8 protein-coding genes are annotated in these 13,532 nt (G+C 72.0%); 3 read left to right on the top strand and 5 right to left on the bottom strand.

What is annotated here, in order from left to right:
• Positions 1-317: 317 nt before the first annotated feature.
• Positions 318-1,553, bottom strand: a complete 1,236-nt coding sequence (locus A5481_RS27695) for a deoxyguanosinetriphosphate triphosphohydrolase (protein ID WP_425339718.1) — start codon at positions 1,551-1,553, stop codon at positions 318-320.
• A gap of 141 nt (positions 1,554-1,694) precedes the next feature.
• Between A5481_RS27695 and erpA the strand changes: the two genes are divergently transcribed.
• On the top strand, positions 1,695-2,021 hold the full coding sequence (erpA, locus tag A5481_RS27690) for an iron-sulfur cluster insertion protein ErpA (protein ID WP_048431885.1): 327 nt from the start codon (positions 1,695-1,697) through the stop codon (positions 2,019-2,021).
• 38 nt (positions 2,022-2,059) lie between these two features.
• Positions 2,060-3,910, top strand: coding sequence for a hypothetical protein (locus A5481_RS27685; protein ID WP_048431886.1), 1,851 nt, complete (start codon positions 2,060-2,062; stop codon positions 3,908-3,910).
• A gap of 42 nt (positions 3,911-3,952) precedes the next feature.
• Here A5481_RS27685 and A5481_RS27680 read toward each other — a convergent pair whose 3' ends face one another.
• From A5481_RS27680 to A5481_RS27670, 3 genes are all read right to left on the bottom strand, one after another.
• Entirely contained in the window at positions 3,953-5,464 is a 1,512-nt protein-coding gene (locus tag A5481_RS27680) for an undecaprenyl-phosphate glucose phosphotransferase (RefSeq protein WP_048431887.1), read from the bottom strand.
• Positions 5,465-5,621: 157 nt separating this feature from the next.
• Positions 5,622-6,794: a glycosyltransferase family 4 protein gene (locus A5481_RS27675; protein WP_245238598.1), complete on the bottom strand. Its 1,173-nt coding sequence runs from the start codon at positions 6,792-6,794 to the stop codon at positions 5,622-5,624.
• Positions 6,795-7,083: 289 nt separating this feature from the next.
• Positions 7,084-7,668, bottom strand: coding sequence for a polysaccharide biosynthesis/export family protein (locus A5481_RS27670; RefSeq protein ID WP_048431888.1), 585 nt, complete (start codon positions 7,666-7,668; stop codon positions 7,084-7,086).
• Between the two features lie 223 nt (positions 7,669-7,891).
• Between A5481_RS27670 and A5481_RS27665 the strand changes: the two genes are divergently transcribed.
• Positions 7,892-10,219 (top strand): exopolysaccharide transport family protein, encoded by a 2,328-nt coding sequence (locus A5481_RS27665; protein WP_082172914.1) that lies wholly within the window; start codon positions 7,892-7,894, stop codon positions 10,217-10,219.
• A 198-nt stretch (positions 10,220-10,417) separates the two neighbouring features.
• Here A5481_RS27665 and secA read toward each other — a convergent pair whose 3' ends face one another.
• The gene (gene secA / locus A5481_RS27660) at positions 10,418-13,300 is read right to left on the bottom strand and encodes a preprotein translocase subunit SecA (protein ID WP_048431889.1); all 2,883 of its coding nucleotides are present in this window, start codon (positions 13,298-13,300) and stop codon (positions 10,418-10,420) included.
• Positions 13,301-13,532: the final 232 nt, after the last annotated feature.

Genomic DNA, 13,532 nt, shown 5'->3' with positions numbered 1-13,532 from the left:
TGCAACGCTGCAGAATATCGAGCCGCTTCGCGGCACTTTTTTCGCTGGATCCCGGATCTCCTTCCACTTCGTTGCAGTCGTCCGGGAAAGGGGGAGGCTTACGAGGATCGTCCGCCCCTATGGTCGGGCCGAGGTCGCGGTGTCGTGGACCGTGGTCAGTCGATCGGAGATCGATCGACCTCGAAGGAGGGCTTCGGAAATCATCGGGCCATCGGGAGAGCCCCTGCGAGGTCAGTCCATCAGGGATGGACCGACACCTCAGGATGAGGTCGTGGGTGGGATCACGCAGAACACGAGGTCACGAGGATCAGTCGCCCTCACCCCTCCAACCCCGGCCAGATCACCCAGTGCAGGTCCGGCGTCTCGGAAAACAGCCGGCGGTGCTGGCTGACCGCGTAGTTGTCGGTCATGCCGGCGATGAAGTCGGCGACGCGGCGGGGGGTGCGGGGGTCGTCGGGACCGGTGAGGCCGGCACTCCACTCCTCGGGCATCCGGGTCGGGTCTTCGCGGAAGGTGGCGAACAGGTCCTCGACGATCGCGGCGGCGCGGCGGCGCACCGCCATCACGCCGGGATGGCGGTACATCCGGGCGAACAGGAAGGTCTTGATGTCCCGGTCGGCCGCCGCGATCGGCTCCGAGAAGGCGACCACCGGGGCGGAGGCGTGGCGGATCGCGGCGGCGTCGGCCGGCTGCAGGGCGGCGAGGCGCCGCTCGGCCTCGGCGATCACGTCCTCGACGAAGCGGGTGATGACCCGGCGGGCGAGCTCGTGCACCACCCGCGAGCGCTCCAGCCCCGGATAGGTGCGGCGGATCTCGTCGAGGAGGCCGGCGAGGAATGGTACCTCGGTCAGGTCGTCGAGGGAGAACAGGTCGGCGCGCAACCCGTCGTCGAGGTCGTGGGCGTCGTAGGCGATGTCGTCGGCGAGCGCCGCGACCTGGGCCTCGGGTCCGGCGAAGGTCGACAGCTCCAGGTCGTGGATCGCGTCGTACTCGGTGATCGCCACCGGGATGCCGGTCTTCGCGTAGTGCGGCGTCGGCGCCCCGGCCTGCGTCAGGAGCGGGCCGTTGTGCTTGACGAGGCCCTCCAGCGTCTCCCAGGTCAGGTTGAGCCCGTCGAAGGTGGCGTAGCGGCGTTCCAGCCGGGTGACGAGACGCAGGGCCTGGGCGTTGTGGTCGAAGCCGCCATGCCCGGCCATGCAGGCGTGCAGCGCGTCCTCGCCGGTATGGCCGAAGCAGGTGTGGCCGAGGTCGTGGGCGAGCGCCAGGGCCTCGGCCAGGTCCTCGTCGAGGCCGAGCGCCCGGGCGAGTGCCCGGGCGATCTGGCTCACCTCCAGGGTGTGGGTCAGGCGGGTGCGGTAATGGTCGCCCTCGTGGTGGACGAAGACCTGCGTCTTGTGCTTGAGGCGCCGGAAGGCGGCGGAATGCACGATCCGGTCGCGGTCGCGCTGGAAGTCGGTGCGGGTCGGCGAGGCCGCCTCGGGGATCAGCCGCCCGCGCGACGCGAACGGGTCGCTGCCGTAGGGGGCCCGCCAGCGCTCGCCTGTCCGTTTCACGTTCCAGCCCCCTGCCTGCATCCCCCTGCGCCGCTGTTGCGGGGCAGGCCCTCCATGAGCGTTCGCGCGCCGCTGTTGCGGCGCACGCTCTCAATTCTTATGTTGCCATCGCACGCCGGACCCCCACCCGAGAAGCCGTCGATGACCCCGATCACCCTGACGTCCCGCGCCGCCCGCCGCATCAACGAGATCATGGGCTCCGAGCCGCCCGGCTCGATGCTGCGCATCAGCGTGAATGGCGGCGGCTGCTCCGGGTTCCAATACGCCTTCGACATCGCGCAGGACCGTGCCAGCGACGACCTCGCGGTCGAGCAGGACGGCGCCACGGTGCTGGTCGATCCGACCTCGCTGCCGTACATGGAAGGCGCGACGATCGACTTCGTCAACGACCTGATCGGCCAGTCGTTCAAGATCGAGAACCCGCAGGCCACCGCCTCCTGCGGCTGCGGCACTTCGTTCTCGCTCTAGGCCCCGCTTTCGCTCTCTCCATCCCGGGACGCTCCGCCATGACCCGCTCACTCACAACGGGCGTGGCCCGGGCCGCGCTCGGTGTCCTTGCCTGCGCGACGCTCGCCGCCGGCCTGCCGGCGGCCGTGCCGCTCCTCGCCGGCCCGGCGCTCGCGCAAGGCTCCCCGGCACAGGACGCGACGGTCGCCCTCGACGAGGTCGTGATCCCGCTCGGTCCCGTGACCCTGAAGGCGCCGAAGCTCGAGCTGCGCGGCACCGGCCTGTCGCGGGACGAGGTGCGGGCCATCCTCGATCCGGCCGGTCCCGCCCCGTGGCGGACCCGCCTCGACAGGCTCTCCGCCCGCGAGATCGTGATCCCGGTCCTGCGCGTCGAGCAGCCGGCGGGCGGGCGGGTCCAGGTCGCGGTCTACCACGACGTCGTCGCCCGGGACGTCTCGGCCGGCCGGATCGGCACGCTGGAGGCCGGCGGCGCCACCCTGACGGTCGAGGGGCCGGGCCCCGACGCCGCCGGCGCCTATGGCCGCCTGAGCGCCCGCGAGATCGACCTGCCCGGCCTCGCGCGCCTGTTCACCGAGGCCGGCGGCCCGGACGCGGCGCCGATCCGCCTCTACGGCGGGATCACCGCCGAGGACATCGCGCTGACCGGCCCCGACGGGACGGCCTTCCGCATCGCCCGCATCGACGCCCGCGACCTCACCGGCCGGCCGACCACGATCCCGTGGGGCGAGACGGCGCGGGCCCTGAGCGAGGCGGGGGCCAAGGGCGATGCCAAGCCCGCAGCGCCGGAGCGGGCGCGCATGGCGGGCCTCGCCGCCGATCTCCTCGACGGGATCGGCCTCGGCGGGCTCGAGATCAGCGGCATCACGCTCGCGGCCCCCGGCGGGCCCGGCGCCCGCCCGATGCCCGTCCAGGCGAGCCTCGCCCGCCTGACCTACGCGCCCGAGACCGGCACCGGCCTCGTCAAGGCCGAGGGCCTGGCGGTCGACGCCCCGGCGGGCCGCGTCGCCCTCAAGGGGCTGTCCCTCTCCGGCCTGTCGCTCAAGCCGATGCTGGAGGGCCTGCGCCGCGCCGCCGCCGGCCCGCTCGACCCGGCCGAGATGCGCCGCTACGCCCCGTCCCTCGGCATGATCGCCCTGCAGGACCTCGACGTCGACCTGCCGGCCCAGGCCGCGAAGGATTCGCCCCCGGCCGGAGATCCGATGGCCGCCTCGGGCCCGGTGCGCTTCGCCGTGCGCAAGGCCAACCTCGCGATGAGCGAGCCGCGCGACGGCGTGCCGACCGCCTCGCGCCTCGCCGTCGACGGCTTCACCTGCGCGGTGCCGCCCGGCACCACGGCGCCGGTCCTGTCCGACCTCGCCGGCCTCGGCTACACCGCTCTCGACCTCTCGGGGCAGGCCGATATCCGCTGGGACGAGGCGGCCCGGGAGGTGACCGTCCGCGACGTGACGCTGACCGGCAAGGACATGGGCACCGCCCGGATCACCGGCACGATCGGCGGGATCGGCAAGGAGGTGTTCGACCCCGAGCCGATGGTGTCGTCCCTGGCGCTGCTCGGCGCCACCGCCAAGTCCCTCGGGCTCACGCTCGAGAATGGCGGGCTGTTCCAGCGCTTCGTCGACCAGCAGGCCAAGGCCCAGAGCCTCAAGCCGGAGGAGCTGCAGCGGGAATACGGCACCGCCGCGATGCTCGGCATCCCGGCGGTGCTCGGCGGCTCGCCTTCCGCCAAGGCGCTCGGGCAGGCGGTGTCGCGCTTCGTGGTCAAGCCCGGCCGGCTCTCGGTCAGCGCCGCCGCCAAGGATCCGGCGGGCCTCGGGCTGATGGATTTTAGCACCGCCCCGAGCCCGGGCAAGATCTTCGACCGGCTGACGGTGGACGCGACCGCCGAATGACCGGTCGGGGAGGAGCGCACGCGCCCTCCCCCGCCCCCCGGCTCAATAGGCGTTCTCGGTCTTGAACAGAGCGAGCGGGGTCATCGCCAGGATCTGCAGGTCGAAGAACACCGACCAGTTCTCGATGTAGTAGAGGTCGTGCTCGACCCGGCGCTGGATCTTCTCGTTGGTGTCGGTCTCGCCGCGCCAGCCGTTGATCTGGGCCCAGCCGGTGATGCCGGGCTTGACCTTGTGACGGGCGAAGTAGCCGTCGACGACCTGGTCGTAGAGGGTGTTGGCGGCCTTGGCCTGGAGCGCGTGCGGGCGCGGCCCGACGAGGGAGAGGTCGCCCTTCACCACGTTGAGGAGCTGGGGCAGCTCGTCGAGCGAGCTCTTGCGGATGAAGCGGCCGACCCGGGTCACCCGCGGATCGCCCTTGGTGACGACCTTGGCGGCGGTGTAGTCGCACTGGTCGATGTACATCGACCGGAACTTGTAGACGTCGATGACCTCGTTGTTGAAGCCGTGGCGCTTCTGCCGGAAGAAGACCGGGCCCGGCGAGGTCAGCTTCACCGCGAGCCCGACCGCCAGCATCACCGGCGAGAGCAGGATCAGCAGCAGGGTGCCGACCACGCGGTCGAACACGCCCTTGACCACCACGTCCCAGTCGGCGATCGGCCGGTCGAACACGTCGAGCACCGGCACCGAGCCGAGATAGGAGTAGCTGCGCGGGCGCAAGCGAAGCTTCGAGGCGTGGGCCGAGAGGCGGATGTCGACCGGCAGCACCCAGAGCTTCGACAGCATCTGCAGGATGCGCGCCTCGGCCGAGATCGGCAGCGTGAACACGATCAGGTCGACCTTGGTGCGCCGGGCATAGGTGACGAGGTCGCTGACGGTGCCGAGCTTGGGATAGCCCGCCACCACGTCGGCCGAGCGGCCGTCGCTGCGGTCGTCGAACAGGCCCACCACCTTGAGGCCGGAATCGCCCTGCGCCTCGATCGCCCGGATCAGCGCCTCGGCCGGCTCGCCGCCGCCGACGACGGCGACGCGCCGGTCGAAGCGGCCGCGGCGCATCTGCGCGCTCACCACCATCGCCAGCACCAGGCGCTCGGCCACCAGCAGCGCCAGGCCGGACCCGTAGACGCTCAGAAGCCACAGCCGCGAATACTGGTCGCCGACCTTGGCGAAGAACAGCACGGTGGCGGCCAGCAGCACCACCAGCGACCAGCCGAGCACCACCCGGGCGCCGACGCTGAAGAAGGCCCGGAACGCCCGGATGCCGTAGGCGCCCAGCGCCTGCAGCACCAGCACGTCGAGGGCGGCGAGGCCGAGGATCGCCGCGACGTAGCCCAGGTGCAGCGGCACCACGCCGGCGAGGAGCCAGCGCTGGGCGCACAGGCCGGCGAGCGCCACGAGGACGAACTCGATCGCCCGGACGCAGCCGGTGAACACCACCGGCGACACCGCCGGGTCCGGCCGCACCGGCGCCATCGTCTCGGCGGGCGGCACCGCCTCGCGGCCCTGGGGGTCGGCCGCCACGGTCTTCAGGATGTCGCGGACGTCGAACGCACTCATGACAAGGCTCTCACGACACGGCTCTGGTCTCGGTTCGCGGCGCACGCGGCCCCGCGTCGATCGATGTTCCGGGTCGCGAGCCTGCCCGCCGGCTCTAACGGAAGGCTTAAGACGACCCCGAAGAGATTGTTGAAAATCGAATCGGTTCCGGCGCCCGTCACGCGCGCCGGTCCCGGGCGGCGGCGTAGCCGGCAAGCCCGTCCTCCGCCATCCGGTCCATCGAGAAGCGGCAGCGGACGAAGGCGCTGAGCGCCGCCGCCTCGCCGCGGCGCCGGTCCTGATCCTGGTCGACCTTGCGCAGGATCGCCGCCGCGAGGGCGGCGGCGTCGCGCGGCGGCACCAGGGCGGGAGCGGCGGGCCCGAAGATCTCCGGGATGCCCCCGACATCGGTCGAGACCAGGGGCTGGGCGGCGGCCGCCGCCTCCAGGATCACGTAGGGCAGCGATTCGGCGAGCGAGGGCACCACCATCACGGTGGCGCGGCTCAGGGCGGCGCGGATCGGCTGCGGCGGCTCGAACTGCACGTCCGGCGCGAGGCCGAGATCGGCGACGCGCCGGCGCAAGGCCGCCTCGTCCGGCCCCGAGCCGACCACCAGCAGGGTCAGGCGCCGGCCGTGCTCCCGGCGCAGGCGCGCCAGGGCCTCGAACAGCACCGGCACGCCCTTGGCCTCGCGCAGCTCGCCGATATAGACGAGGTCGAGCGGCTCCGGGGCGGGAAGGATCGGGGCGAATTCCGCCGCGCCGATGCCGTTGTGGACCACCCGCACCAGCCGGTCGGTCGGGCCCACATAGGCCCGGTAGCGCCCGGCGATGTAGTCGCTCTCGAACAGGAACACGTCGGTGCGCCGCGTCAGCACGCGCTCGGCCAGCATGTAGAGGCGGTGCAGCGGCGTGCCGGGGCGGTAGTTGAAGCTGCCGCCGTGGGGCGTGTAGGCCCGGACCGGGCGCGCGGGACCGGCGCCGGCCGGGACCAGGCGGGCGAACAGGCCGCCCTTCGAGCCGTGGCCGTGCAGCACGCCGGGCGCGGCGCGGCGCACGAGGGCCGACAAAGCCGCGAGGGCCCCGAGGTCGCTCGGATGCGGGTTGCGGCGCATCGGCACCCGGGTGACCCCGAGCGTGAGGAGCGGCGCCAGCTCGGCCAGCGTCGCCTCGGCCCGGGCGCCCCCGGTGCTGGCGTCGCAGAACAGCCCGACCGCGTGGCCGGCCTCGGCCTGCAGCCGCGCGACGTCGAGGACGTGGCGGAACAGGCCGCCGACCGGGGCGCGGAAGACGTGCAGGATCCGCTCGCGCGGGGCGCGCGCCGGCCTCGCGGTCGGGGCGGGCGCCGGCACGGCGTCCGGCGGCAGGCCAGCGGCGAGGCGGAGATGGGAGGCGGCCACGGCTCTTGATCCTCGAGACGGATGACGACGCCGCGGCGCGCGGCACCGTCCATCTCGCCCGAGTCCCGTGGCCGGGAGGTTAAGGCAGCGGCTCGACATGTAAGTCCAAGCCGCGATCGCTGGCCGCGTGGTTAACCGTCGGTCAGCGCAAGTCGAACCGGTGCAAGTCGAACCGTCGCAAGTCGAACCGTCGCAAGTCGAACCGTTGCAAGTCGAGCCCGCCTGCGCGGAGCGTCAGGTTTCAGAACCAGCGCTCCTTGACGACGATCGTGTCGCCGGGACGGACCGGGTAGGTCATCGGGACGATGCCGGAGACGAGGCCGGTCGGTCCCTCGCGGGTGAGCACGGCGTAGTCGCGGGCGGCACGGGGGCCGAAACCCGCCGCGATCGCCACCGCGGTCTCGACCGTCATGCCGCTCACGTAGGGATACTGGCCCGAGGTCGTGACCTCGCCCAGGATGAAGAACGGCCGGTAGACGTCGACCTCGACCGTGACGTGGGGCTCGCGCACGAACCCCTCGCGCAGGCGCGCCTCGATGGCGCGGGCGGCCTGGGCGGTGCTGCCGCCCGCGACCTTGATCGGGCCGATCAGCGGCATGGCGATGCGCCCGGCCCCGTCGACCGCGTAAATGTTCGAGAGGTTGTCCTGCCCGAACACGATCACCCGCAGCTTGTCGCCGGCGGCCAGCGAGTAGGCGGCGCCGACCGAGCCGGTCCCGGTCTCGTCGAGGAGCGCGGTGCGGTATTCCGGCCGCAGGCAGCCGCCGAGCGCGACGGTGGTCGCCACGGTCGTCGCCATGCCTGTGAGGAGGGCGCGTCGGTTCATCGCTTCCGGCCAGTCCAAATCGTGTCGACGGGGTGTCGACCCCCGAGGCTGTCCCCATGACTAGGTTGCCGTGGTTAATGAAGTCTCACTCGCGATCCGCCCGTCCGGACCCGGATCGTCGGCGGCGCCGGGCCCTTAACCCGCCCGCAACCTTAATCGGGTGTTCTCGCGGCCAGGCCCGTCTCGGGCCGACTCTTTTCCGCGTCCCGACCGACGGTCCCCCATGCCCCGCGTCTTCCCCTTCGCCGAGCGGTCGCATGCCCGCCTGCCCGACCGCCTCGCCGGGACGGGCCGCAAAGGTCCCGGCGATCCGGGTCCCTCCCGCGAGCGCCGCTCCGACGGGGGCGAGGACGGCCTGAGCCTCGGCGATGTCGGCCGCCTGCTGCGGCGGCGCTGGCTCGTCATCCTGCTGCCGACGCTCGCCGCCTTCGGGCTCTCCGTCGCCTTCGTGCACGTGGTGGCGCCGCGCTACACCGCCGAGGCCAAGCTCCTGCTCGAGAGCCGCGACAGCGCGCTGACGCGGCTGCAGCAGGACCGCGGCGAGCTGCCCCAGCCGATCGACGAGCAGGCGGTGGCGAGCCAGGTCCAGGTGGTGATGTCGCGCGACATCGCCCGCGAGGCGATCAAGCGGCTCGGCCTCGTCGGCAACCCCGAATTCGATCCCATGGTCCAGGGCGTCGGCGGTCTCCAGCAGGTGCTGGTGATGCTCGGCCTCGCCCAGAACCCCCTCGACCGCGAGCCGGTCGACCGGGTGCTCGAGAAGTACTACGAGCGGCTCCTGGTCTATCCGGCCGGCAAGTCGCGCATCCTCACGGTCGAGTTCCGCTCGAAGGATCCCGAGCTCGCGGCCCGGGCCGCCAACCTGATCTCGGACCTCTACCTGTCCTCGCTCGCCGCCGCGAAGGTCGACACCGCCCGCTACGCCTCGACCTGGCTCGGCTCCAACATCGACACCCTGCGCAGCCGCGTCGCGGAGGCCGAGGGGAAGGTCGAGGCGTTCCGGGCCCGCAACGGGCTCATCGGCAGCGGCGGCACGACCAACCAGCCGCTCGCCGCCCAGCAGCTCGCCGAGCTCTCGACCCAGCTGACCCAGGCCCGCGCCGCCCAGGCCGATGCCGCCGCCAAGGCCAAGCTGATCCGTGAGATGATGAAGGACGGCCGCGGCTTCGAGATCCCGGACGTCGCCAACAACGAGCTGATCCGCCGCCTCGTCGAGCAGCGCATCGGCCTGAAGGCGCAGCTCGCCCTTGAGGCCCGCACCCTGCTGCCGCAGCATCCCCGGATGAAGGAGCTGCGCGCCCAGCTCGAGGGCCTGGAGACGCAGATCCGCGCCGCCGCCGACCGCGCGGTGCGCACGCTCGAGAACGATGCCCGCATCGCCGGCAGCCGGGTCGAGAGCCTGCAGGCGACGGTGGACGGCCAGCGCGGCGTCGTCGCCAAGGCGAACGGCGACGAGGTCGAGCTGCGCGCCCTGGAGCGCGAGGCGAAGGCCCAGCGCGAGCAGCTCGAATCCTATCTCGGCCGCTTCCGCGAGGCCGCGGCCCGCGATGCCGCGAGCGCCGCGCCGGCCGATGCCCGCGTGGTCTCGCGGGCGGTCGTGCCCGACCTGCCCTCCTTCCCCAAGAAGCTGCCGATCATCCTGTTCTCCACCGTCATCGCCTTCCTGTTCGCCATCGGCGGCGTGGTGGCGAAGGCGCTGCTCGCCGGCGACCCGCCCGGCCGCGGCCGCGGCCGCCCGCCCCTGCGCCGGCCCGAGGCCGAGCCGATGCCCGACGCTCCCTTCGTGGCGGCCCCGGTCGCCGCCCCGGCGATGCCCGCGGCGGCCTCCGCCGCCCTCGCGCCGGAACCGGCCCCGACCGCCGAGCCGATCCCGGTCGTCGCGCCGACTCCGCCCGCAGCGGCCCCGGCCGTGGCGCAGGCTCCGGCGCCGGCCGTCCCGTTGCCGTTCGAGGCGCGCTACGACCTCGACGTGCTGGTGGCGCGGCTCGACGCGGTCGAGACCGCGGGCGGCGGACGGCGGGTGCTGCTCGTCGGCACCGGCGACGAGGCGGATCTCGACGGCCTCGCCCGCAGCCTCGGCCGCGCGGCCGCCCTGCACGGCCGCGCCCTGATGGTGCGCCTCGACGGCCCGTCGGGAGCACGCCCTGGCCTGACCGACCTCGTCGCCGGGCGCGCGGACTTCATGACCGTGATCCAGCCCGATGCCGGCCCGCGCCTGAACCTGATCGGCCGCGGCACCGGCCCGGCCGAGGCGCTGGTCGCCGGGCACGACGCGCTCGGCCTCACCTTCGACGCCCTCGGCGAGGCCTATGACTGGGTGATCGCCTGCCTCGGCGGCGGCTTCGAGGCCGAGACCGGGCCGCTGGTGAGCGCGCTCGCCGCCTGGATGGACGCGGTGGTGATCGCCTCGAACGCCGAGGCCGACGACCCGCGCCTCGTCGGCCTGTTCGACACCGCCGAGGCGGCCGGCGTGCCGGAAGTGATCGTGGCCCAGGACCGGGCCGCGGCCGAGGTCGCGATGCCGTCCTACCCGCTGCGCCGGACGGCGTGAGGGGGAGCGGGCCGCCTGCGGGCGGTCGGGTCCGCTGCGAACGAGAAAGGGGAGGCCGAACGGCCTCCCCTTTCTCGTTGAAAGAGGCTGTAGAAACAGATCCCGGTTCCGCCTGATCTGCCCTGACTACTCATAGGGCACGGGGTCCCCTCTCCCACACGGGAGAGGGGAGGAGCGCCCTGTCCTCGTCCGGACGGATCACACGGACGTCGTCTCGTCCGCCGCGAACCGCCCGTGGCAGTGCTTGTACTTCTTGCCCGAGCCGCACGGGCAGGGCTCGTTGCGGCCGACGCGGCCCCAGGTGGCGGCGTCGTCGGGGTTGCGCTCCAGCACCGGCGCATCGGGATTGAGCGCTTGGCCGGCATACTCGTAGGCGCCGCCCCCTCCCCCGGCCGCGCCCTCCGCGTAGGCGAACTCGTTCTCGCCGGTGACGGGGTCGAGGTGCTGGGCGAACATCGGCGGCAGGCCCTGCGGCTCGGGCTCCTGGTACATGATCTCGACCCGCATCAGCTGGCCGGTCACCTGCTCGCGCAAGGAGCCGACGAGGCTGTTGAACAGGTCGAACGCCTCGGACTTGTACTCGTTGAGCGGATCGCGCTGGGCGATGCCGCGCCAGCCGATCACCTGCCGCAGGTGGTCGAGGGTCACGAGGTGCTCGCGCCAGAGGTGGTCGAGGCTCTGGAGCAGCACCTGCTTCTCCACGTAGGCCATCACTTCGGGCGTGTTGCGGGCGGTGCGCTCGGCGTAAGCCTCGTCGGCGGCCTTGCGCAGGCGCTCGCGGATCTCCTCGTCGGCGATGCCCTCTTCCTTGGCCCAGTCCTCGACCGGCACGTCGAGGTTGAGGTCGCGGGTCACGCTCTCGCGAAGCCCGGTGATGTCCCACTGCTCCGGATAGGCGTCCTCCGGCACGTGCCGCGCCACCACGTCCTCGACCACGCCCTGGCGCATCTCGTCGACGGTCTCGCGCACGCTGTCCTGCGCCATGAACTCGCGGCGCTGCTCGAACACGACCTTGCGCTGGTCGTTCATGACGTTGTCGTACTTGAGCACGTTCTTGCGCATGTCGAAGTTACGCGCTTCGACCTTCTGCTGCGCCTTGGCGATCGCCTTGTTGATCCAGGGATGGATGATCGCCTCGCCCTCCTCGAGCCCGAGGCGCTGGAGCATGCCGTCCATGCGGTCGGAGCCGAAGATCCGCATCAGGTCGTCCTGAAGCGAGAGGTAGAACTTCGAGCGGCCGGGATCGCCCTGGCGGCCGGAGCGGCCGCGGAGCTGGTTGTCGATGCGTCGGCTCTCGTTGCGCTCGGTGCCGACGATGTAGAGGCCGCCCGGCAGCGCGACCTTACGGCCGGCGGCCGGGTCGGCGGGCTCGCCCGAGGCCAGGACGCGGGCGCGGTTCTGGTCGATCTCGGCCTTCAGCGCGGCGATGCGGGCGTCGCGCTCCGGCCCCTCGGGGACGTTGGCGAGCTCCTGCTCGATGCGCATGTCGAGGTTGCCGCCGAGCTTGATGTCGGTGCCGCGGCCGGCCATGTTGGTGGCGATGGTGATCGCGCCGGGCACGCCGGCCTCGGCGACGATGTAGGCCTCCTGCTCGTGGAAGCGGGCGTTCAGCACCGCGAAGCGCTTGGTCACCCGGCCCTCGCGGGCGGCGGCGTAGACGTCCTCGAGCGCCGACGGGTCGCTGTAGTCGAGCGGCTTGTAGCCGTGCTGGACCAGGAGGCTCGCGAGGTGCTCCGAGCGCTCGATCGAGCCGGTGCCGACCAGCACCGGCTGCAGACGCGAATGCGCCTTGTCGACCTCCTTGATGATCGCGGCGTATTTCTCGTCGACGGTGCGGTAGACCTCGTCGTCCTCGTCGACGCGCTCGACCTCCTTGTTGGTCGGGATCTCGACCACTTCGAGGTTGTAGATCTCCTGGAACTCGTCGGCCTCGGTCGAGGCGGTGCCGGTCATGCCGGCGAGGTGCTTGTAGAGCCGGAAGTAGTTCTGGAAGGTGATCGAGGCGAGCGTCTGGTTCTCGGGCTGGATCTCGACCCGCTCCTTGGCCTCGAGCGCCTGGTGCAGCCCCTCCGAGTAGCGCCGGCCGGGCATCATGCGGCCGGTGAACTCGTCGATGATCACCACCTCGTCGTTGCGGACGATGTAGTCCTTGTCGCGGGTGAACAGGGTGTGGGCGCGCAGCGCCTGGTTGACGTGGTGGACCAGCGTGACGTTGTGGGCGTCGTAGAGGTCGCCCTCCTTGAGGATGCCGGCCTCGCGCAGCAATTCCTCGATGTGCTCGTTGCCGGCCTCGGTCAGCGAGACGGTGCGCTGCTTCTCGTCGAGGTCGTAATCCTCGCGCACCAGCCGCGGCATCACCGCGTCGATCGAGACGTAGAGGTCCGAGCGGTCGTCGATCGGGCCGGAGATGATGAGCGGGGTGCGCGCCTCGTCGATCAGGATCGAGTCGACCTCGTCGACGATCGCGAAGTTGTGGCCGCGCTGGACCATCTGGCCCAGCTCGTACTTCATGTTGTCGCGAAGATAGTCGAAGCCGTACTCGTTGTTGGTGCCGTAGGTGATGTCGCAGGCGTAGGCCGCCTTGCGCTCGGCATCGTCGAGGCCGTGGACGATGATGCCGGTGGTGAGCCCCAGGAAGCGGTAGACCCGGCCCATCCACTCCGCGTCGCGGCGGGCGAGGTAGTCGTTGACCGTGACGACGTGCACGCCCTTGCCCGACAGGGCGTTGAGGTAGGTGGCGAGCGTCGCCACCAGGGTCTTGCCCTCGCCGGTCTTCATCTCGGCGATGCCGCTCTCGTGCAGCACCATGCCGCCGATCATCTGCACGTCGAAGTGGCGCTGGCCGAGCACGCGCTTGGCCGCCTCGCGCACGGTGGCGAAGGCCGGGACCAGGATGTCGTCGAGGGTCTTGCCGGCGGCGAGCTCGGCCTTGAGCGCGTCGGTGCGGGCGCGCAGGGCCTCGTCGGACAGGGCCGCCAGCTCGGGCTCGAGGGCGTTGATGGCCTGGACGCGGGGTCGGTATCCCTTCACCCGGCGGTCGTTGGACGACCCGAAGATCTTCTTGGCAAGGGAACCCAGCATCGTGAACCTGCGATCGATCGTAGCGGTAGTGGCGCGCGCCGCGGGCGCCTTATAGGCCCATATAGGGAGCCGTGCACCCAAAAGGCAGCGGGCGCGCCGGCCCAAACTTGGCCGTGCGGCGAAAGACGGGGGGCGCAAACCCGGGACGCCGCTTGATTCCCGTCCCGGCAGCGCCCTAGCTGCCGTGCTGCCATTCGGTACCGGCACCTGGCAAGGCACTCGGGATGCGGCC

The sequence above is a fragment of the Methylobacterium platani genome (assembly GCF_001653715.1).
GTDB lineage: Bacteria > Pseudomonadota > Alphaproteobacteria > Rhizobiales > Beijerinckiaceae > Methylobacterium > Methylobacterium platani.
Note: the sequence above shows the minus strand (reverse complement) of the source record. Positions and strands in the feature narration are given on the sequence as shown.